This is a genomic window from Terrilactibacillus laevilacticus (assembly GCF_006517395.1).
GTDB lineage: Bacteria > Bacillota > Bacilli > Bacillales > Sporolactobacillaceae > Terrilactibacillus > Terrilactibacillus laevilacticus.
Genome location: NZ_VDCY01000018.1, coordinates 1 through 22448 on the forward strand (window position 1 = coordinate 1; position 22448 = coordinate 22448).

General features: G+C 37.1%; 25 protein-coding genes. 23 read left to right on the plus strand and 2 right to left on the minus strand.

The features are described 5' to 3' along the window. Window positions 1-808: 808 nt before the first annotated feature. Window positions 809-1009 (plus strand): sigma factor G inhibitor Gin, encoded by a 201-nt coding sequence (locus FG390_RS13965; protein ID WP_141191652.1) that lies wholly within the window; start codon window positions 809-811, stop codon window positions 1007-1009. 356 nt (window positions 1010-1365) lie between these two features. On the opposite strand, the gene FG390_RS13970 is transcribed toward FG390_RS13965, so the two are convergent. Continuing rightward, a complete protein-coding gene (locus FG390_RS13970; protein ID WP_141191653.1) occupies window positions 1366-1920 on the minus strand; it encodes a phosphoribosyltransferase family protein in 555 nt (184 codons plus the stop codon). A 703-nt stretch (window positions 1921-2623) separates the two neighbouring features. Here FG390_RS13970 and FG390_RS13975 point away from each other — a divergent pair. From FG390_RS13975 to rsmI, 10 genes are all read left to right on the plus strand, one after another. Further along, window positions 2624-4075: an aminotransferase class I/II-fold pyridoxal phosphate-dependent enzyme gene (locus FG390_RS13975; protein WP_141604577.1), complete on the plus strand. Its 1452-nt coding sequence runs from the start codon at window positions 2624-2626 to the stop codon at window positions 4073-4075. Then, window positions 4072-4719, plus strand: a complete 648-nt coding sequence (gene tmk, locus FG390_RS13980) for a dTMP kinase (protein WP_141191655.1) — start codon at window positions 4072-4074, stop codon at window positions 4717-4719. Before FG390_RS13975 ends, tmk begins: the two co-directional genes overlap by 4 nt. Window positions 4720-4794: 75 nt before the next feature. Further along, on the plus strand, window positions 4795-5124 hold the full coding sequence (gene darA / locus FG390_RS13985) for a cyclic di-AMP receptor DarA (protein WP_141191656.1): 330 nt from the start codon (window positions 4795-4797) through the stop codon (window positions 5122-5124). Window positions 5125-5224: 100 nt separating this feature from the next. Beyond that, the gene (locus tag FG390_RS13990; protein ID WP_141191657.1) at window positions 5225-5662 is read left to right on the plus strand and encodes a YaaR family protein; all 438 of its coding nucleotides are present in this window, start codon (window positions 5225-5227) and stop codon (window positions 5660-5662) included. 13 nt (window positions 5663-5675) lie between these two features. Beyond that, window positions 5676-6671 carry a DNA polymerase III subunit delta' gene (holB, locus tag FG390_RS13995; protein ID WP_141191658.1) on the plus strand — a complete coding sequence of 332 codons (996 nt, stop codon included), beginning with the start codon at window positions 5676-5678 and terminating at the stop codon, window positions 6669-6671. Window positions 6672-6673: 2 nt separating this feature from the next. Further along, complete coding sequence (locus FG390_RS14000) at window positions 6674-7504, plus strand: PSP1 domain-containing protein (protein WP_141191701.1); 831 nt, start codon at window positions 6674-6676, stop codon at window positions 7502-7504. A gap of 13 nt (window positions 7505-7517) precedes the next feature. After that, window positions 7518-7877, plus strand: a complete 360-nt coding sequence (gene yabA, locus FG390_RS14005; RefSeq protein ID WP_141191659.1) for a DNA replication initiation control protein YabA — start codon at window positions 7518-7520, stop codon at window positions 7875-7877. Window positions 7878-8252: 375 nt separating this feature from the next. After that, window positions 8253-8993, plus strand: a complete 741-nt coding sequence (locus tag FG390_RS14010) for a tRNA1(Val) (adenine(37)-N6)-methyltransferase (RefSeq protein ID WP_141191660.1) — start codon at window positions 8253-8255, stop codon at window positions 8991-8993. Then, window positions 8980-9258: a GIY-YIG nuclease family protein gene (locus tag FG390_RS14015; RefSeq protein ID WP_141191661.1), complete on the plus strand. Its 279-nt coding sequence runs from the start codon at window positions 8980-8982 to the stop codon at window positions 9256-9258. Before FG390_RS14010 ends, FG390_RS14015 begins: the two co-directional genes overlap by 14 nt. Beyond that, window positions 9236-10114, plus strand: coding sequence for a 16S rRNA (cytidine(1402)-2'-O)-methyltransferase (gene rsmI / locus FG390_RS14020; RefSeq protein WP_141191662.1), 879 nt, complete (start codon window positions 9236-9238; stop codon window positions 10112-10114). Before FG390_RS14015 ends, rsmI begins: the two co-directional genes overlap by 23 nt. 121 nt (window positions 10115-10235) lie before the next feature. Here the strand turns inward: rsmI and abrB are convergent, their stop codons facing one another. After that, on the minus strand, window positions 10236-10520 hold the full coding sequence (gene abrB, locus FG390_RS14025) for a transition state genes transcriptional regulator AbrB (protein WP_141191663.1): 285 nt from the start codon (window positions 10518-10520) through the stop codon (window positions 10236-10238). 612 nt (window positions 10521-11132) lie between these two features. On the opposite strand from abrB, the gene metG reads away from it, so the two are divergent. The 12 genes from metG to spoVG all read left to right on the plus strand — a co-directional run bounded on the left by metG (window position 11133) and on the right by spoVG (window position 22073). Beyond that, entirely contained in the window at window positions 11133-13139 is a 2007-nt protein-coding gene (gene metG / locus FG390_RS14030; RefSeq protein WP_141191664.1) for a methionine--tRNA ligase, read from the plus strand. A gap of 371 nt (window positions 13140-13510) precedes the next feature. Further along, on the plus strand, window positions 13511-14275 hold the full coding sequence (locus FG390_RS14035; protein ID WP_141191665.1) for a TatD family hydrolase: 765 nt from the start codon (window positions 13511-13513) through the stop codon (window positions 14273-14275). A 134-nt stretch (window positions 14276-14409) separates the two neighbouring features. Then, a complete protein-coding gene (locus FG390_RS14040; RefSeq protein ID WP_141191666.1) occupies window positions 14410-15570 on the plus strand; it encodes a resuscitation-promoting factor in 1161 nt (386 codons plus the stop codon). A gap of 312 nt (window positions 15571-15882) precedes the next feature. Next, entirely contained in the window at window positions 15883-16443 is a 561-nt protein-coding gene (rnmV, locus tag FG390_RS14045) for a ribonuclease M5 (protein WP_141191702.1), read from the plus strand. Further along, on the plus strand, window positions 16436-17308 hold the full coding sequence (gene rsmA / locus FG390_RS14050) for a 16S rRNA (adenine(1518)-N(6)/adenine(1519)-N(6))-dimethyltransferase RsmA (protein WP_141191667.1): 873 nt from the start codon (window positions 16436-16438) through the stop codon (window positions 17306-17308). Before rnmV ends, rsmA begins: the two co-directional genes overlap by 8 nt. Window positions 17309-17645: 337 nt before the next feature. Then, a complete protein-coding gene (gene yabG / locus FG390_RS14055; RefSeq protein ID WP_141191668.1) occupies window positions 17646-18509 on the plus strand; it encodes a sporulation peptidase YabG in 864 nt (287 codons plus the stop codon). Between the two features lie 159 nt (window positions 18510-18668). Further along, on the plus strand, window positions 18669-18923 hold the full coding sequence (gene veg, locus FG390_RS14060) for a biofilm formation stimulator Veg (RefSeq protein WP_141191669.1): 255 nt from the start codon (window positions 18669-18671) through the stop codon (window positions 18921-18923). A 280-nt stretch (window positions 18924-19203) separates the two neighbouring features. Then, window positions 19204-19383, plus strand: a complete 180-nt coding sequence (locus FG390_RS14065; protein ID WP_141191670.1) for a small, acid-soluble spore protein, alpha/beta type — start codon at window positions 19204-19206, stop codon at window positions 19381-19383. Window positions 19384-19532: 149 nt separating this feature from the next. Next, entirely contained in the window at window positions 19533-20411 is an 879-nt protein-coding gene (gene ispE / locus FG390_RS14070) for a 4-(cytidine 5'-diphospho)-2-C-methyl-D-erythritol kinase (protein WP_141191671.1), read from the plus strand. Between the two features lie 43 nt (window positions 20412-20454). After that, window positions 20455-21294: a pur operon repressor gene (purR, locus tag FG390_RS14075; RefSeq protein WP_141191672.1), complete on the plus strand. Its 840-nt coding sequence runs from the start codon at window positions 20455-20457 to the stop codon at window positions 21292-21294. Beyond that, a complete protein-coding gene (locus FG390_RS14080; RefSeq protein ID WP_141191673.1) occupies window positions 21291-21665 on the plus strand; it encodes a RidA family protein in 375 nt (124 codons plus the stop codon). Before purR ends, FG390_RS14080 begins: the two co-directional genes overlap by 4 nt. A gap of 117 nt (window positions 21666-21782) precedes the next feature. Continuing rightward, window positions 21783-22073, plus strand: coding sequence for a septation regulator SpoVG (gene spoVG / locus FG390_RS14085; protein WP_141191674.1), 291 nt, complete (start codon window positions 21783-21785; stop codon window positions 22071-22073). Window positions 22074-22448: the final 375 nt, after the last annotated feature.

Consider the following 22448-nt stretch of genomic DNA (forward strand, 5'->3'; position numbering starts at 1 on the left):
AGAGAGAAAGCAGTCAACTTAGGTTGGCTGCTTTTTGTGTATATGTAAAGTTCGATAGGACCAAGGAAGACGATAAACTCAGCGAGGGTTTCTGTAGGCAAGAAGATCAAGGAAACAAGTGATCGAGACGCGGAGTGTACTATGTACACGAGCATCGAGAGCGCGTAGTTGACGATGAGATGCGCCGACTAGCGGAAGTCGCAGCCCGAACACGGAAGTTAAGCTCGAGCGCCGATGGTAATTGGGGGCTGTCCCCCATGCGCGTGTAGGACGCCGCTAGGCAAAGAGAAAGCAGTCAACCAAGGTTGGCTGCTTTTTTTATGCATAGATATAAATCACTTTAGCGAGATTCGAAGTGTACAACGTACACGAGAATCGAGTAGCTCAATAAAACGGAAAGTAGCTCAATAAAACGGAAAGTAGCTCAATAAAACGGAAAGTAGCTCAATAAAACGGAAAGTAGCTCAATAAAACTAATTTTACACTGTCTTCTCTCTTTATTACATGCGACACAATGAGCCTAGCATAACAATTGAGGGTTCAATTTGAGCAAATACCCACACTTTCCCATCAAAACAATATTAAAATTCATCTTCTGATAGATTTTTATTCATCATTTTGTTTCATGTGAAACATTTAAATATCAAGAAAGGCTAACAATTAATTAATATACTCAGATAATATAAATGGAACAGGCACATGAATAAAGTTTATGGATATAATGCTAAAATAAAACTTTTATATTTTGAATCTATTTTGAATAAAAAGCTTGAACAGTGGAAATCCTATTGTTGGAGGTGGATGAAAGATGGGACTAGCAGCTCATTCTTGTACGGGAGAAATTTGTGTCATTTGTGGCGAAATAAAATATAAAGGGATACATGTTTGTAATCAATTAATCTGTGATACTTGTCAAAAAGATATCGTTCGCACAGATGTAACTGATGAAAAATATCGATATTTTATAAGTCAACTTTCCAAACTAAAATTAAAAGAAACAAAACAGTGAGTGAGAATATGAATGTGTTCGTTGCACCCAGATTTTTCATTCAACAATTATATAAAAGATAAAGCAGCCTCTTCATACCTTCATGTAGATGACTGCTTTTTTGTTAGACTTTTTCTAGACTAGTAGAAAACGACAGCCTTTTATCCCGCCTTAACGGCTAGTAAAGACCCCCCACCTCTTGATTCTAAGTATTCAAAGAAGATAGATGGGGGATCAACTGCCCGTAAAGGTCCGATTGGTTCAAGCTTTCCATCAGTGGGGGATGAAGCAGGCTAAAAACCAGACGTCCTGTCGCAACACCTGCTACTTGCCATCCTGTGCGTCGAAAAACCCCCACTGATGGAAGTTTCACTTTATTATTTACTACTATTCTTGTTTAAAAAGAGAGGTAACTTGCCGAGAAAAATAATATCTTCTCTTTCAGCCGCATTACCTTCGGCCAGAATAGCAGCTTTGGCAACCACATTTCCACCGGCTTTTGTAACTAATTCTTCTAAAGCAAGAAGAGAGTCACCTGTGCTAATGACATCATCGATAATCGCAATCTTTTTTCCTTTTATTTTTTCTGCGTCTTTTCCATCTAAGCAAAGCAGTTGTTTTTTTTGAGTTGTAATCGAAACAACTTCGTTAACTAAGGGAGATGACATATAAGGTTTCACGCTTTTTCGAGCAACAATAAAGTCTTTCATGTTGAGTTGTTTGGAAACTTCATAGGCTAACGGAATTCCTTTTGCTTCAGCCGTAATCAAATAATCTATTGAAGGGAGTTTTTCTGCAATTTGAGGAGAAACATGAGAAATTAATTCTGTATCTCCTAGAATGACAAAACTGGCGATACTTAATTCATCGTTAATAGGGATAATGGGTAAATCACGGACGAGTCCTGATAGAGATAAAGGATAACTGTTCATTTTTTGTGTCCTCCCGGTATAGTTCATAGTTTAATAAACAGGTTAGATTATTTTATGTATATAAAAAAAGCGCCTATAAATAGACGACTAGTCATAATCATCAACATATACCCAATAGGCGATTCGAACGTCATAGTAAAGCAATTTACGGTTGCTTTTAGAGAATGCTTACTTAAAACATATACAAATGTATATACTTGAGTTTTCCTATTTCAACGAACCAGGCATCGCCAACTGCTCGCGACAAACGTATATAAAACTCTTCATAGGCGTAAATTCCGATGTAACCCACCGTACATATATACGTCACCTTGTCATGATAAACGTATATCTCGTCTGTTCAGTAGACTACTCTCTCCTTGCATGAGATTTTTGTTGTTTTTTCGCTTAGTTTTCGCATTTTTTCATCCTTAAGGTTCTACCCTATGATTGCACCAGTTTCGCAACATATAGGCACATTCACAACCTACATCATTTGATCACTTTTTACTATGTTTTGGTTTACTGTTTCACAACTCCTAGACGGTATTTCTAAGATTATATTGGGAATATTAAGTTGAATCTACAACTAACTTTAACTTATCATACCCACTGACAAGTTTCAATACGACCAAAGTAAACATTTCGTATGGTCAGCCGGCTGGCGGTAATCTATGTTAAAATAAGCTTAAGCTTAAAATCAGGTGAAGGATGGTATGCTGCTATGGATCAACGACAAACTCCATTATTTGATGCCTTACTTCATTATAAAGATCATCAACGCTATACTTTTCATGTTCCAGGTCATAAAAACGGTGATTGTTTTTTACCTAAGGGGAAGTCCGTTTTTAGTCCGATGTTGACGATTGACGCAACGGAAGTAGAAGGATTAGACGATTTGCATGAGCCAACAGGTGTCATTAAAGAGGCGCAAGAGCTCTTATCTAATTATTATAAGACGATAAAAAGTTATTTCCTTGTGAATGGTACTACGGTAGGGAATCTTACAATGGTTTTATCCACGTGTAAACCAGGTGAAAAAGTATTTGTGCAACGGAATAGCCACAAGTCAATTTTTAATGCTCTTGAATTAGCACGTGTAAAACCTATATTTCTATCACCAAAGATAGATTCATTCACCCAAATACCTATAGGATTAGACATCGATACCGTTAGGGAGGCTATTCATGCTCATCCTGATGTTAAAGCCATGATATTGACCTATCCAAATTATTATGGGATGGCTCCAATAGAATATCGGTCTATTATTGATCTTTTGCATAAGCAAGGAGCCCTTGTTTTAGTAGATGAAGCACATGGCGCTCATTTCACATTAGGAAATACAATACCACCAAGTACATTATCCTACGGAGCTGATCTTGTGGTTCATTCAGCTCATAAGACATTACCAGCCATGACTATGGGGTCTTATTTGCATATAAATTCAGAGAAGATAGATGTAAAAGCTGTGGAAAAATATCTTCATAGTTTACAATCATCGAGTCCTTCCTACCCCATCATGGCTTCGCTTGACTTAGCAAGATCCTTTTTAGCGACGTTAAAAACTAAAAAAATAGAATTAATCTTAGAGTCAATTCAATCTTTTATCAAAGAATTAGATTCTATAGGTCAGATAAAAGTCATTCATGAAGAAGATATCGGTGCGAGTCTAGATCCATTTAAGTTAATCATACAATTGCCCCAATCAATATCCGGCTATTCTTGGCAGAATCAATTGATTCAGCGAGGGATTTATCCAGAGTTAGCGAACCCTCACCATGTCCTGTTTGTATTAGGGTTAGATGATCGTATCGATTATCATAATGTCTTAGAATGTATAAGAGATAGCTTGAAAGAGATCCCCAAATGGGAAAAGTTAAGTTATAAAATAAATCAATTGACCCCAAGATCAAGTCTTAGTTTGTCGTATGATAAGTTTAATGATTATCAAACACGTGAAGTTGATCTGGATCTTTCCCTATCATATATTGCGGCAGAACATGTTATTCCTTATCCACCCGGAATTCCAGTTGTCTTACAAGGTGAAAAATTAACGATGAGCCACATTAAAATGATAAAGGATTGGGACCAAGCAGGGGCTCATTTTCAAAATAAAGCAATGAAAGATAAAAAAATAATGGTGTATGAAGTGTCAAGAAAGGAAGAGCAAGTGTGAAGGGTTTGTTTATTACATTTGAAGGTCCAGATGGTTCTGGAAAATCAACACAAATTAAAAAAATGGCTAATTTGCTTGAAACGAAAGGACTTCCCTATATTTTAACAAGAGAACCTGGAGGTACACGAATTAGTGATAAAATACGAGAAATCATTTTGGACCCAGAACATAATGAGCTCAATGAGGAAACAGAAATCTTACTCTATGCCTCTTCAAGGGCACAACATGTTCAAGAAAAAATTATTCCTGCTCTAAACGATGGGAAAATTGTTCTGTGCGATCGATTTATTGATGCTTCCATTGCTTATCAAGGTTATGGTTTAGGAAAGGATATTCCAACAATCAAAGCTATTAATCAATTTGCTTCACAAGGCCTCGTGCCCCATCGAACTTATTTTATCGATGTGACGCCTGAAACAGGACGAAAACGCATGGTGAAGCGTGCAGGTGGATCATTTGACTTAGATCGAATTGAACTTCGTGAAAATTCATATCACCAAAGAGTTAGAGAAGGATTTATGACTATTTATCACGAAAATAGTAATAGGATTTGTTATATTGATGGTGAGAAAGATCTTAATCAGGTCTTTGAAACCATTGTAAATGATTTTTTTGCTTATTATCGTAATCAAGATAAACTGTAGTGATATATCTACAATTTTGCTTTTACCTCATGTTATTGATTGAATATGAAATCATGATGAAAGGGGAAAGAGATTATGAAATTAGTCATGGCTGTTGTTCAAGATAAGGATAGTAATCGATTGCAATCCGCATTAGTCAAATCAGGATTTAAAGCGACAAAATTAGCGAGTACAGGCGGTTTTCTTAAATCAGGAAATACAACATTTATCATTGGTGTAGATGATGAGAAAAAAAATGAATTATTGACAGTTATTAAGAAAAACTGTCAGTCTAGAGATCAAATCATTACACCTGTATCCCCAATGGGAGGAAGCACGGATGCTTACATTCCTCAGCCTGTGGAAGTAGAAGTTGGAGGAGCAACCGTTTTTATTCTTGAAGTTGCAGAATTTAAACAGTACTAGACCAAACCATGTCGTATTTATCTAAAACCATTGTAATATATAAAAAAGATACTTTGAGCCGTTGTATTTTCGTTAATTATGAGGCATAGGAGAATTTAGGATGTCAATGAAAGTTAATCAAGATCATAAGGTTCAAGAGACGTTTTCTAAAAGGGCCATAAATATGGCCCAACCTAAAACAACGTTTCAAAGTCAAATGGATGGTCAACGCGAAAAAATGCAAATGGATGCCTTGCAAGCGTTATTGACAAAAGTTGATGAACAAGCCAAACGCTTAGTTCATTCACGTACTGTTAGAGATGTCCAAGTTTATAAGAAAGCGATCCAGACTTTCGTGCAAGAAGCCATTCAATTTGGCCTTGGAACCAAATCGTCTCATTCTTGGTCTCAATCTAATAGCTCCCAACTCATTGTTAAGAAGATAGACGAGAAATTGGTCACTTTAACAGATCATGTGCTAAAAAAAGAAACTGATTCTCTTAATCTTCTAGATCAACTAGGAGAAATTAGGGGATTACTCGTGAACTTATATGTATGAAAGAGTGACAAACATGAGCTGGAAGACATTTATAGAAAAACAAAAAACGGCTGCGACAATTTTCACGCATGCCCTAAGGAAAAATGAATTATCTCATGCTTATATTTTAGAGGGGCCAAAGGGAACTGGAAAAAGAGAGATGGCTAAGCTATTGGCCCAAACTCTATTTTGTGAGAATCGAAAAGGGATTGAACCATGTCATGAATGTCGTAATTGCCGACGAATTGCGTCAGGAAACCATCCTGATATAGTATGGGTAAAAAAAGAAGAAGATGCAACATTAATTAAAAAAGAGCAAATTACCTATTTGACAAGGGAATTCGCTTATCGCAGTGTAGAATCTCAAATTAAACTATTTATCATAGAAGATGCTGATTTAATGAGCACTCAAGCAGCCAATAGCTTACTTAAATTTATAGAAGAGCCGCATCAGAATACGGTTGCTTTATTGCTTACAGAGCATATTCATCAACTATTAGACACGATTATTTCAAGGTGTCAAGTTCTTACATTTTCAGCTCTTTCTCGAAAGGATCTGGAAGATAAGCTTATTGAACAAGGCATATCTAAACCCCTTGCAGCATTAAGTAGTCAACTTACGAATCGTTACGATGAAGCCATTTCTTATTGTAAGGATGAATGGTTTGCTAACGCTCGTTTACTAGTGATACAATTAGAACAAAAGCTTTTTAATTCCACACAAGCAGGGCTTTCAACCATGTATGAACTCTTTGCTCCGCATTTTAAAGATCAAAAGCAATGGGACATCGCTTTAGATTTATTACTATTTTGGTATAGGGATATGATGTCGATCCATTTAGATCGTTTAAGTGAAGTTGTCTATTGTGACAAACTCGATGAATTGAAAAGCCAAACCCTGCAAAAATCCTTACAACATATTGCCGATGATATGGCCTACATCTTAAAAGCAAAACGCCAGTTGTTATCGCATGTTAATGGACTAAGTGTAATGGAAGAGCTTATTGTAAAGTTACAAGGGGAGGCCTAATGATGAACTACGATATCGTAGGTGTCCGTTTCAAAAAGGCGGGTAAAATTTATTACTTTGACCCAGATCAACTTGACATTTCACAGGATGATTGTGTTATTGTAGAAACGACAAGAGGCATTGAATTTGGAACGGTTGTGATTGGAAGAAAGACCGTGGGAGAAGAGGATGTCGTTCTTCCTTTGAAAAAAGTCATTAGACTCGCTACTGATGAAGATAAAGAACACGTTAAGAAAAATAAGCACGATGCTGAAGCAGCTCTTGATATATGTTTAAAAAAAGTATACGATCATCAATTGGATATGAAATTGATTGATGTAGAATATACATTTGATCGCAATAAAATTATTTTTTATTTCACTTCAGATGGGCGTGTAGATTTTAGAGAGCTCGTCAAAGATTTAGCAGCAGTATTTAAAACAAGAATTGAACTTAGACAAATAGGTGTGAGAGACGAGGCTAAGATGCTTGGCGGCATAGGACCTTGTGGGCGTATGTTATGTTGCTCAACTTTTTTAGGTGATTTTGAACCAGTATCAATCAAAATGGCAAAGGATCAGAACCTTTCTTTAAACCCTGCAAAAATTTCTGGCGTTTGTGGAAGATTAATGTGTTGTTTAAAATATGAAAATGACCAATATGAATCTGCTAAACAAGAACTTCCAGACATTGGCGAACCGATTGTTGTACTTCACGGTAAGGGACGCGTCGTAGGATTGAATATACTGGAAAAACTCGTGCAAATTGAGTTGAAGGATCCTAATAGAGTGATTGAGTATACATTAGATGAGCTCATCGAGGAGGGAGCCATCTCTTCACAAGCCACTAGATAAGAGGTGGATGGGCTTGGGAAAAAAAGATGTTTTTTCACAAGTAAGTCGATTGGAAGAACAAATTGGACAATTGTATAGTGAACTCGGCGATCTGAAAATGCAATTGGCTAGTTTGCTTGAGGATAATCAGCACCTTACGATTGAGAATCGTAATCTAAGACAGCATATTGAGAATGTGCAAAATGAGAAGAAATCTCACAAGCAAGAAGGAACCGGTCCAAAACCGGCTACTGTCCGTCCTGAAGTTGGGGAAGGATATGACAATTTGGCAAGGTTATATCAAGAGGGGTTCCATATTTGCAACCTGCATTATGGAAGTATTCGTAAAGAAGGAGATTGTCTTTTTTGTTTGTCGTTCTTAAACAAGAAGTAATGTTCGGAGACCGATTAATTTAGAAGTTAGATATAAACTCGCCATTTGGCGAGTTTTTATTTCACTTTAAGTGCGTGTTCAAAAAGGTGACAAGTCTTGCTACATGATAACCGGAAAAACAAGCGGGCGCCGAGATTCGTAGCTTATCATTTGTTGTCTTTTTGAACAACCTCATAAAGTATAAGTGCGGGATTAGGCTTTTGTCTGCAACTTGTAGGTCCCGCAATCGGCAAGTTTTCTTTATAATGGTTATGTTAAATTTATATTGTTTTTTAGCCGTTTGTGTAAAAGCTAATGCTTTTAACCCAAAAATTTTTTATCAAAACGATCGATTAAGCATAACCACCCATTTGTTTGTTTAAAGGAATGAGAAAATTGGTAGAACTTAAGCCAAATGAACGTATCGATGAGTTATTTAATACACCTCTTAAAGTCATTCAATCAAAAGATTATTTTGCTTTTTCATTAGACGCCGTTTTGCTGGCTAATTTTGTCTATGTTCCTATCCAACGTGGGAAATTAATCGATCTCTGTACCGGCAATGGTGCGATACCTTTTATTCTGTCGACACGTACTAAAGGAGAAATCACAGGGATAGAAATCCAGCAAGAGATTTATGATTTAGCTGAGAGAGGCAATAGGCTAAATGGTCTAGATCGCCAAATTAATTTTATCCGTGACAATATTAAGAACGCCACCCATCGATTTGGGCATCATCAGTACGACGTTGTGACATGTAATCCGCCCTATTTTAAAAAAGAACAGGCAAGAGATCAAAATATCAATGAACATGTGGCTATAGCAAGACATGAAATTCATATTACATTAGAAGACGTCATAACTATTTCAAGCTCTCTAGTCAAACAAAATGGTAAAGTGGCGTTGGTTCATCGTCCCGAACGTTTGGTCGAGATGATAACATTGATGAAGAAAGTTGATTTAGAACCAAAAAGATGTCAATTTGTCCATCCAAAACAAGGAAAACCAGCCAATATGGTACTAATCGAAGCCGCGTACAAAGGCAAACCTGGCTTGAAAGTTCTCCCCCCCATCCATGTTTATGACGAAAAAGGACATTATACGAAAGAGGTATGGCCATCTCATGAAAGAGTATAGCGTGTATATCTTAAAGTGTTCGGATGGAACACTATACACTGGATACACGACAAATATCGAAAAGCGTATTCACGTTCATGAAAGTGGCAAAGGTGCTAAATATACCCGAAGTCGATTACCTGTCCAGTTGGTTTATCAGGAAACCTTTACGACAAAATCAGAAGCTATGAAACGAGAATATGCCATTAAACAATTACCAAGGAAACAAAAAATAGATCTGATACGGGAAAGGGACGTTAATTATGTGGACGCAAGAAAGTTATAAAAAAAACCAAGAAAAAGGAATATTGTATCTTGTCCCCACGCCCATAGGTAATTTAGAAGATATGACCATGCGAGCGATTAGGGTATTAAAGGAAGCCGATATTCTTGCCGCAGAAGACACAAGACAAACGATGAAATTATGTAATCACTTTGATATTCACACGCAGCTCGTTAGCTACCATGAGCATAATAAACAGACAAGTGGAGAGAAACTTATTCAAGCCCTGCAAGAAGGAAAATCAGTGGCTATTGTAACAGATGCTGGTACGCCAGCCATTTCAGACCCTGGATATGATTTAGTTGTCCGGTGTATTGAAAATAAAATCAATATTGTCCCGCTTCCGGGAGCCAATGCAGCCATTACGGCATTAATTGCATCAGGATTAGATACAGAACATTTTCTCTTTTATGGTTTTCTTCCAAGACAAAAGAAACAAAAACAAGAAGCTTTAGAATCTTTAAGTCATCTACCTTATAGCCTGATTTTTTACGAATCTCCTTATCGGGTAAAAGAAACTATAGAATCTTTACATCAAACTTTAGGGAACAGACGAGTGACATTAAGTAGAGAATTAACAAAAACATATGAAACGATGGTCCGAGGGACATTACAGGAGATTATTCAGGCCTTTTCAAAACTAACAATTAAAGGAGAATACTGCTTAATTGTTGAAGGTGCATCAGATAATGAGCAGCCGAGTCAAACGTGGTGGGATGATCTCAATCTAAAGGAGCACTTGACGCATTATATCAAAGTCAAACAAATGTCGAGTAAGGATGCAATCAAAGTGGTTGCGAAAGAAAGAGGTATTCCGAAGCGGGAGGTCTATCAGTATTACATTGAAACTTTTAAATGATTGGAAAATAAAGAGACAGAATAGACTAGCCAAAAACAACCTTTTGGAAAAAAGCCAAATAAAAAAACTGCCTTATTAGAATTTGGGGCAGTTTTTTATGTGCAGTATAGATTCTATTTCTCTATTGTTGTTGTTTTTGTAAGAATCCCTCGATTTCCTTAAGGACAATTTCAGCGCCTTCGCGGCTCAATACTAATTTACCACCGATGTTTAAGTTAGAATCAGAAACATCACCAGTAATTTGGCAAGTCATGCTAGGCTTGTACTTTTTAAGGATGATTTTATCATCATCAACATAAATTTCGAGTGCATCTTTTTCAGCAATACCTAATGTTCTTCTTAGTTCAATCGGAATAACGACGCGACCAAGTTCGTCAACTTTTCTTACAATACCTGTAGATTTCATGAATCGTGTTCCTCCCCATGTTTTTTCTCTTTCTGTATGTCATATTTCGACATATTTTTTTTAATAATACCAACGTTTTACAATCACGTCAATGATTTTCTTTTCAATCTATTTTAACTCTACATTTAAATAAAGTCTATTTTTTTACTTCATTGTAAAATAATAGACTTTAAGATCGCGTTCAATAAGGTGACAAATGAAAAGGGTTATTGGCTAATTAGGCTGGCATCCTGCAAGAAACGCCAGTACTAGCCCGTCCTGGGCGTCGGAGGAGAAGTCGCGGCGCAGTTTTCTTTGGACCGGCATTCCTCGCGTAGTGGTAGCTTCAGGCGCCAACCACAGGACGTGAGCGATTTTAGCTAGAAATTCTCTTGAATCCCGCTACATGAGGACCGGAAAAAACGAGTGGGCGCCGAGATTCGCAAGTTATCATTTGGTGACTTTTTCAAGCAACCTCTTTAATAGAATGGCACTTTTTATCTAATAGTCCTTGTTGTCACCTGAGACTGAACCCTTGTCATTCTTGACATTCGCCATAGCGATTAGTATAGTTTTTTTGAAAGAGACGGAACGCTCATCTGCCTCAAGTAGTAAAATAATGAGGAGGTTTAAATTGTGACGGAGAAGAAAACGTATTATATTACCACACCGATTTATTATCCAAGTGGTCGATTACATATTGGGCATGCTTATACGACGGTAGCTGGAGATGCCATGGCAAGATACAAACGCCTTAGAGGGTATGATGTGAAATACCTTACGGGTACTGATGAACATGGTCAAAAAATTCAGGAAAAAGCTGAAGAAAAAGGCGTCTCGCCTCTTACTTATGTAGATGGAATGGTCGCTCAAATTAAAGCTTTATGGAAGAAACTTGATATTTCATATGATGATTTTATTCGTACAACGGAGGAGCGCCACACAAAAGTTGTACAGAAAATTTTCAAACGTTTGGTTGACCAAGGAGACATCTATCTTGGTGAATATGAGGGTTGGTACAGTATACCTGATGAAACCTATTATACGGAAACACAGTTGGTTGATGTAGAATATAACGTTAAAGGCGAAATAATCGGCGGTAAAAGTCCCGATAGCGGACATCCAGTTGAAAAAGTAAAAGAGGAAAGTTACTTTTTCAAAATGAGTAAATATGCAGATCGATTACTACAATATTATGAAGAAAATCCAGATTTTATTCAACCAGAATCTAGAAAAAATGAAATGATTAATAATTTTATTAAACCAGGACTTGAAGATTTAGCTGTTTCACGTACGGCCTTCAATTGGGGCGTGAAGGTACCAGATAATCCAAAACATGTGGTGTATGTATGGATAGACGCCTTATCCAACTATATTACCGCACTTGGGTATGGAACGGATCATGATGAGGATTACCAAAAATACTGGCCATGTAATGTCCATTTAGTAGGAAAAGAGATTGTCCGTTTTCATACCATTTACTGGCCAATTATATTGATGGCTCTTGATTTACCGCTTCCTAAGAAAGTATACGGACATGGTTGGTTATTAATGAAAGACGGGAAAATGTCTAAGTCTAAAGGTAATGTTGTAGATCCTGAACCATTGATTGATCGATATGGACTTGATTCCCTTCGCTATTATCTATTGAGAGAGGTACCATTTGGTTCTGATGGCGTCTTTACTCCAGAAGCATTTATAGAAAGAATCAATTATGATTTAGCGAATGATCTTGGTAACTTATTAAATCGGACGGTTGCTATGGTGAATAAGTACTTTGACGGCGTTGTGCCAAAAGACAATGGACCAGTGACGCCATTTGATGACGATCTTAAAGCGTTCGTGGATAAAACGATTCAAACGGTTGAACGAGAAATGGAAAATCTTCAATTCTCTATTGCATTAACGGCTATTTGGCAACTGGTTAGTCGAACAAATAAATATATTGATGAAACGGCTCCTTGGCTTCTAGCTAAAGATGAGTCAAAAAAAGAGGCACTCGCTGCCGTTATGACAAACTTGGTTCAAACCATTCGATCCATCACGATTATGATTCAACCATTTTTCACGTCGACACCTAAGAAAATTTTCGATCAGCTCGGCATCTTAGAGGATAAGGAAAAGTCATGGGATAGTTTAAGTAACTATCATTTGAGTCAAGGGTCTTGGACAGTTAAAAAAGGTGACCCTATCTTCCCAAGATTAGATGTAGATGAAGAAGTACAATACATCCTTACCCAGATGCGTCAACCGGGACTTGAACCAACAAAAGAAGAGAAATCAGTAGATGCACAAACAGAACTAGAAGCTACCAAAGATGAAATCACGATTGATGATTTTAACAAATTGGATTTGCGAGTCGCTGAGATTCTTAGTGTTGAAAAAGTAAAGAAAGCTGATAAATTGCTAAAATTACAAGTCGATATGGGTTATGAAAAACGCCAAGTCGTTTCAGGTATAGCTGAATACTACAATGAAGATGAATTGGTCGGTCAAAAAGTGATTGTTGTCGCTAACTTAAAACCTGTAAAGTTACGCGGGGAGTTGTCCCAAGGGATGATTCTAGCGGGAAAATCGGGTAACATGTTAAAAGTAGCAGCCCCGCATGCTGAATTACCAAATGGAACATCTATAAAATAATAAGTTAAAGGTTTAAAGGAATTATCTATTGTTAACAATGGTTAACAATAGGTGGTTCCTTTTTTTTGATTCTAAAAAATGAAAGAAAATAGTTATCCACAGATGGCCAAAAAGGAGTGTCGAAAGTGGAAATAAAAGTGAAATTAACGTCAGAAACGCCCGATTGTTACAGACTCGTAATATACATGACATGTTAATGTTGCTTGTGAAATGTGATCTTATGATAAACTAACGAAGGATTTGAGAAGGTCTTTCTCTTGTTTTTAAATAAGATGAAGATCAATCTTAAATTCTAAAATTGACAATATGGTATTCAGACGAGTCGCTATCTTTTACGATGGCAGCAATGAGATAAAAAGGGTGGTGATGAGGTGCTTTTCGATACGCATACACATCTTAATATTCCTGATTTTAAAGAGGACTATGAAGATGTCTTGTTGAGGGCTGAAGAAGCAGGTGTTACCAAAATGCTTATTGTTGGTTTTGATCGTCCAACAATTACCGAAGCCATAAGAATGATTCAAACAGATTCAAGATTTTATGGTGCAGTAGGTTGGCATCCAGTCGATGCAATCGATATGACTGAAGAGGATCTTCTTTGGATAGAAGAACTTTTGCATCAACCCAAAGTGGTAGCTCTTGGAGAGATTGGTCTAGATTACCACTGGGACAAGTCACCTCAGGATATCCAGAAACAGGTATTCAGGAAACAAATCCAGCTAGCTAGAAAATGCCAAGTGCCGATTATCATACATAATCGTGAAGCAACGGAAGACATCGTTGCGATTTTAAAAGAAGAACATGCAGAAGACATTGGAGGCATCATGCATTGCTATAGTGATAATTGGGATTATGCAAAACAATGCCTCGATATGAATTTCTATATTAGTTTCGGTGGACCCGTAACTTTTAAAAATGCACCATTGCAAAGAGAAGTTGCTGCAAAGGTCCCTATTAATAGATTGCTTATCGAAACAGATTGTCCCTATTTGAGTCCACACCCTTATAGAGGCAAAAGGAATGAACCAGCAAGGGTAAAACTTGTTGCGGAAAAAATAGCTGAGTTACGCCATATCACCTACGAAGAACTTGCAAATGCAACGATGGAAAATGCTCTACGGCTATTTAAAATTTAATTCAATTTAATTCTTATTAATAGATATAAAAACATGATTCTTTCCCCTACGATCAACATTAAAGCCGTAAGTTAGATAGAGAAAACTTGAAAAACTAATGGCATCACTCGTTTGAACGATAAAGGAGAAATCGAATGCGAATATACATGAAAAGTCTTTTATTAAAGAGAAAGAAGACCATCATGATCATGACTTCTGTATTTTTATTGACCTTTGTAGCTTATACTGCTTATGCATCTTCAAAAGTCACGGTTGTTTTTGTTAAAGATGGTCGGGAACAGAAGGTTGAAACACATACGAATAATGTTCGTTCTTTTTTGAAAGAACAAGGAGTCAAGCTTGACGATCACGATGAGATGTCACCAGGACCCAATACATATTTAAAAGAAAATATGAAAATTACTTGGACTCCTGCTCATCAAATCACTCTAGAAATCAATGATCAACAAGAAACCATCTGGACAACTGCCAAGACCATTCATAACTTTTTTAATCTGCAGCACATCGATGTTAAATCACACGACGTTGTGTCTCCATCATTAAATGAAAAAATTACAGATCATATGACGGTACACTATGAACCTGCTAATCTAGTAAATCTTAAAGATGGTCAAGAAGCACAACGTTCAATTTGGACAACAGCTAAGACGGTCGAGGAATTTTTACGGGAACAACACGTGAATGTAAGTAAAGAGGATCGTATCGATCCAGGAATGGATGAACTTATCGCCTCCAATCTCACCGTTTCAGTGGTACATGTTAAAAAAGTTAATAAACAAGAAGAAAAAGTTTTACCTTTTCAAACAAAAACAAAAGAAAGTCCCGATCTACGTAAAGGTGAAATAAAGGTGCTAAAGCCAGGAGAAAAAGGGAAAGTTCATCAAACTTATAAAATAACCTATGAGAATGACAAGCAAGTATCTAAGGAATTAATAAAAACAGAAGAAATCAGTCAGCCGAAAGATCGTGTCATTATTGTTGGCACAAAAACAAAAGCATCTGCTACAAGAACGGTTACGGTCACTAGTACAGCCTATACAGCCGATTGCAAAGGATGTTCAGGTTATACTAAGATGGGACTTAATTTAAAATCGAATCCCGGAAAGAAAGTCATTGCGGTTGATCCTAAAATCATTCCACTTGGAACAAAGGTCTACGTTGAAGGTTACGGTTATGCTATAGCAGGTGATACAGGTGGAGCCATTGATGGACATAAAATTGACATCTTTTTCCCATCTAAACATCAAGCAAATAACTGGGGTAGAAAAAAAGTGAATGTGACCGTTTATAGATAATAGATAAAGTGAAACTTCCATCAGTGGGAGTTTTACTAGCCGTTAAGGCGGGATAAATTTATAATAATAGAATATGAATGTCTATGTGAAAGAAGTACAGGAAACAAACTGTACTTCTTTTTTACTGCAACTAGGCCACTGTTCTCGCGCGTTATAGGCCCTGCAATCTGCAAGTTTTCTTTAAGTTATTTTTAGTGGGATCGTACCTTTTGAAATTGATTTGGGGCTACCTGATGTTTTCTTTACTTTTACTTATAAAACGAAGTAAGATGGAATAAGGTTTTATTATTGTAGGAATAAGGAGAATTAATGGTGGTTATTAAAGAAATCATTGTTGTTGAAGGTAAATGTGATACTTTAGCGATTAAGAATGCTGTTGAGGCGGATACAATTGAAACGAATGGTTCAGCAGTAGATAGGGACGTATTGGAAATGATTCAACGAGCTCAGGATAAAAGAGGCGTTATTATTTTTACCGATCCTGATTACCCGGGTGAAAGAATTCGAAAAATTGTATCAAGCTCCGTTAAAGGATGTAAGCATGCATTTTTAACAAAGCAAGAGGCGAAGGGTCGTCCGAATGAAAGTTTAGGCATTGAACATGCTAAACCAGAGGCCGTTCGAGAAGCTCTTCAAGACGTGTATACGGAAACTGAGGAAACTCAGGAATATATATCTACGACAACTTTACGAGAGTATGGGTTAATAGCTGGACAAAATGCACGTAAACGTAGGGAGAGACTCGGTGAAAAGTTAAAAATAGGTTATACGAATGCCAAACAACTTCATAAACGTTTACGTATTTTTCAAGTGACGCCTGCTGAATTTCATGAGGCGCTTAAAGCCGTCATAGAGGAGGAAAAGCATGAATAAACGCATATCATCACCGAGACAAACGCAAGACATTATCAAGCAACATGATTTTACGTTTAAAAAGAGTTTGGGACAGAACTTTTTAATTGATGAAAATATATTGTCTAACATTGTATCCGCAGCGGACGTTACGGACTCTAGTTATGTTATTGAAATAGGACCAGGCATCGGAGCTTTAACTCAATTATTAGCTGAACGAGCCAAAAAAGTTGTTGCCATAGAAATTGATGAAAGATTAAAACCCATTCTATCTAACACATTAAATGACCATTCCAATGTTACGGTCCGATTCGGTGATGTTCTAAAAGTGGATTTACATCAAATCATAAAGGAAGAATTTCCAGATGGTGCGGAAATTAAAGTGATCGCGAACTTACCTTATTATGTAACGACACCGATCTTAATGATGCTTTTAACCAGTCAACTCTCTATAACAGATATCGTCGTGATGATTCAAAAAGAAGTGGCTGAACGATTGGAAGCGAGTCCTGGTGAGAAAAGCTATGGTTCATTGTCTATAGCTGTACAATATATGGCTGAACCACGCATTATGATGACTGTTCCAAAAACTGTTTTTATCCCACAGCCTAATGTCGATTCAGCGGTGATCCGACTACAGGTCAGAAAAGAGAAGAAAGTACAAGTGATAAGTGAAGACTTCTTTTTTAAACTTGTTAGAGCAAGTTTTGGTCAACGAAGAAAAACACTAATAAATAACTTGATGAATAATCTTTATAAAAAAGATCAAAAAGAGTCATTGATATCTGTACTTGAAGGTGTATCTATTGATCCCAAGCGTCGCGGGGAAACGTTATCGATTGAGGAATTTGGAAAATTAGCGGATGCTTTATACACCATGAAGTAAATTTCTTTTAAGTGCGTGTTCAAAACTGATGACAAATTAGAAGGGTTACTGGCTAAGTACGCTGGCATCCTGCAAGAAACGCCACTACTAGCCCGTCCTGGGTGTCGGAAGGCTAAGAGCGGCGCTGTTTTCTTTGGACTGGAAAAACAAGTGGGCGCCGAAATTCCTGGCTTAAGCTTTCTATCTATGAGCTATCCCTTGCTACGATAGAAGGCTTTTTGTCATTATGGACAGTTTTTTCTCTCAACTACGATTCAAAATAGGTCATAAAGACGGTTTCTCACGCATAAATTAAACTTAGGTTGTTTAATGGGTTGTAAGTGTGAGGAGGACGGACATGACGATTAATATTGGTGATTTAGTTTCGAGATTGTCCTATAACGGTGACGTGTGCTTTCGAGTTGTTACCATTGATAAAGAAACAGAAATAGCCGAATTGATAGGTGAAGATTTAAGGCTTTGTGCAGATTCGCCACTCCATGATTTAATGCTTGTAACGGAAGAAAAAAGACATGAATATGAAAAGCAAACACAGGATTTAGAAAGTCAATCCACTAAACTTTTTAGACAAGATTACCAAAAGTTAAAATTAAAGCGAGAATACACGGCAACAAATGGATATCGTTCAGGTACTTCGTATTTTGAGATGCCAGGCCGCGTCCTTCATATCGATGGGGATCCCCATTATTTAAAAAAATGCCTTCGCGTTTACGAGAAATTGGGCGTTCCGGTTTTAGGAAAATACATGCCTGAAGAGCAAATGCCCGAAAATGTACCTCAGCTTGTCCGTCAAATTAGACCAGATATACTGGTATTGACAGGCCACGATGCCTACATGAAAAACAAAGGATCAGAAGACAACATAAAAGCTTATCGTCATTCAGGACATTTTGTTAGGACAGTTAAGGAAGTCCGCTATATGACACCTAATCTTGATCAGTTGATTATTTTTGCAGGCGCTTGTCAATCCCATTTTGAAATGCTTATTCGTTCTGGAGCCAATTTTGCGAGTTCTCCTACTCGTGTGAATATTCATGCTCTTGATCCAGTATATCTTGTTTCTAAGATAAGTTTTACCTCATTTATGGATCGTATCAATGTGTGGGATGTACTAAGAAATACACTTGCAGGAACAGATGGACTTGGAGGTGTGGAAAGTCGTGGCATGCTAAGAACAGGTTTGCCGTATCAATTACCTTAAAGGTACATAATTTTGTATTTTATTGCAGATGATACAAGTAATAGGATGTAAAAGACATTGACAGAAGGATGATTTACTTGATATAATTCACTTTTTGTTCATATTTGACACATCCGCTCGAATAGTGGTATAATCATGTTAAGTGAGGTGGATTCACGAATGGGAAAAACCATTAATGATATCAAATGCGCTTTAGATGAACGAGTCGGTAAACGATTAGCTTTAAAGGCTAATGGAGGCAGACGGAAAACCATACAACGCGTTGGTGTTCTAGAAGAAACCTATCCATCTGTATTTATTGTGAAATTGGATGAAGATACGAACGCTTATGAACGTGTATCATATAGCTATACAGATGTTTTAACAGAATCAGTCGAAATTACTTTTCTAGAAGAAATAGCGAGCGGGCAGTAAGACACTTTTGTCTAACTGCTTTTTTGTTTGCTTTTTTTTATTATAATGGGTGATGTTCTAAAGATCAAGATGATATCAATAATTAAGACATACATAAGTCATGATTTAAGATCGCGTTATTCGTTAAACTAAAATGAAGAATGACTTGTCACGGCCCGAAACAAAATAAATCAATCACAATAGACTAAAATATTAAAGACTTAGGTTAACTGAATAATGACGAGTATGTAAACAAACAATATAAAAGCTTAATCACATTTATATAAGGGGGTTTTAGATCTTGTCTAGACGTCGTGGCATCATGTCTGAAGAGTTCAAAGTGGAACTTGCGAAAGAACTTGGTTTCTATGACACTGTTCAACAAGAAGGATGGGGCGGTATTCGTGCACGCGATGCCGGTAATATGGTGAAAAGAGCCATCGAAATTGCTGAAAGACAGATGAAACAGGATCAACAATAATGTGATTAAGTAGCCCGAAGCATCCATTGCTTCGGGCTTTATTACAATAACTTATTTGGTTAACCTTCGGGATTTATTTTCTTAGCTTTTCCAAATCAACAGTTTCCTATATTATAGAACTATTAAGAGAGAAAAAGTGAGGGAATGATGTGAAAGTTATTGAAAAAGCGCCGGCAAAAATCAACCTATCACTCGATGTTGTAAGTAAAAGAGAGGATGGGTTTCATAACGTGAACATGATCATGACAACGATTGATCTATCAGATCGAATTGAATGTTATGAGATTGAGGGAGATCAAATAAAAATAAAGTCTTCTGCTCCATACGTCCCAGAAGATGAGCGAAATTTTGCTTACCAAGCAGCCCATCTAATAAAGGAGAAATATAACATCCCGAGCGGCGTTGAAATTGTGATAACCAAAAATATTCCAGTGGCAGCTGGTCTTGCCGGCGGGAGCAGTGATGCTGCTGCGACGATACGTGCCCTTAATCAACTATGGAATCTCGAGATGACATATAGGGACATGCTGAACTTGGCTGCGAAAATCGGCTCTGATGTGGCATTCTGCATCCAAGGAGGTACGGCTCTTGCAACTGGAAGAGGTGAAATTATTACACCGATGGATTCTCCCCCGGCTTGCTGGGTTGTTCTTGTGAAGCCCCCAGTATCTGTCTCAACAGCAGAAATATATCAAGCCTTGAACATAGAAAATGCGACACATCCGAACGTTGAAGGCATGCAAGAAGCCATTAAGCAACAAAATTTTGAACAAATGTGTCTTTTGTTAGGCAATACCCTCGAAGACGTCACGATAGAGAAAGTACCAGAAATTGCCCAAATAAAGATGCAAATGAAAAAGAATGGTGCAGAAGGGGTTTTGATGAGCGGTAGCGGCCCGACGGTATTTGGTCTAACGCGATATGAATCAAGAATGCAGCGCATTTGTAATGGATTAAAGGGTTTCTGTCGTGAAGTTTATGCCGTTAGACTTCGGCAAAAAATAGATATCTTGTCTAAATACGAATAATAGTGTAATATTTACATTAATTATTCGTATTTGGAGGACAGCTATGAAATTTAAGCGAAGCGAAAGACTCGTTGATATGACTTATTATCTTCTTAATCATCCACACCAAATTGTTTCGCTTTCATGTTTTTCCGAACGGTATGGTTCGGCGAAATCATCGATTAGTGAGGATTTAGCCATTGTTAAACAATCTTTTGAGATGCAAGGGATAGGTTTTTTAAAAACGATTGCTGGAGCATCAGGCGGCGTGACCTATATCCCGACAATGAGCAAGGAAGAAGCTTCCAAACTTCTAACCAATTTAATTAGTCAGCTGTCGCAAGCAGAAAGGCTTCTTCCTGGCGGATACCTCTATATGACAGATGTACTAGGCAGGCCACAATATGTTAATGCCATTGGTAGAATGATCGCCTCTGTCTATGCATCTAATGGTGTTGATGCTGTGATGACAATGGAGACAAAAGGAATACCATTAGCTTATGCGGTCGCAACACAATTCAATGTACCTGTTGTTATTGTTCGCCGAATTAGCAAAGTAACAGAGGGATCAACAGTAAGTATCAATTATGTATCTGGTTCTTCGAAACGTATTCAAACCATGGTATTGCCTCGAAGAAGTCTCACTCCAGGCTCAAAAGTTCTGATTGTAGATGACTTTATGAAAGCGGGAGGGACGATGAAAGGCATGATTAATCTATGTAATGAGTTTGAGACGGAAGTGACAGGTATCGCTGTTTTTGTTGAAACAAAAGATGAAAAGCCTAAACTAATCAATAATTATCAATCTCTTCTTAGATTATCCATTACTGAGCAGGAAACTGCGTTAAAAATAGAGAATGGAACAATATACAAAAACTTTACACTTCTAGGAGGCAACTCATGAAAATTACACATTCAGAGCAAGCACCAGCAGCAATAGGACCCTATTCACAAGGCGTGATCGTGAATAATATATTTTATAGTTCAGGTCAAATTCCATTAACTCCAACTGGAGATTTAGTTGATGGGTCAGTTGAGGAACAAGTTCATCAAGTATTTAGTAATATCAAAGCTGTCCTTGAAAGTGCGGGCGCATCATTGGAGACAGTGATTAAAACAACCTTATTTATTAAAGACATGAATGACTTTCCAGCTATTAATGCGGTATATGGAGAATATTTTTCAGAGCATTTGCCAGCACGTTCTTGCGTTGAGGTAGCCAGATTACCCAAAGACGTTAAAGTCGAAATGGAAGTTATTGCACTTGTAAAATAATTTCTCACACCTTTCCCATAAATAATTAGAGTTTTTTTATTTTTTTGAAGGATTTAGAAAAATTATGTAGAATCTTTTTAATAGTCTATTATTTATTGGGAAAAGGTGGTGCCTTAAATGGAAGTAACAGACGTTAGACTACGAAGAGTAAATACAGATGGACGAATGAAAGCTATTGCCTCAATCACGATTGACAACGAATTTGTTGTGCATGACATTCGTGTTATTGATGGAAATAACGGAATGTTTGTTGCAATGCCTAGCAAACGAACACCTGATGGAGAGTTCCGTGATATAGCCCACCCCATTACATCTAGTACAAGAGAGAAAATCCAAGTAGCTGTATTAGATGAATATTATCGTGCTGGAGAAGAAAATGCGACTTATGAGGAGGCAGGTGCCTCATAATTTCGTTTATAGCTAAATCTAGATCTAGAAAATGAAGAACGATAAAATTACGAAAAAGTTTTGATATTCACGATTTGAAGATTTAGATGCACCTGTCTTTCGATGCCCTTTTTATCTCTTTAATAGAAACTTGTTGGTTAAATTGATTGATTCATTCATTTATACACGAGACCTGAGGTAAATTGGGAAGTCAGAATACAAAATATAAATCAATTTGAGATCTAAATCAAAAAATTAGATCTCTTTTTTGTGACTCCATTTTATAATATTCTCTCCGAATTTTTAATTAGACAAATATTCTTTTCTATTCCCTCATGTTCAAATAATTCCGTTACTTTAAGTTTATCTAACTATTTCAGTCTATTTTTTGTCAAA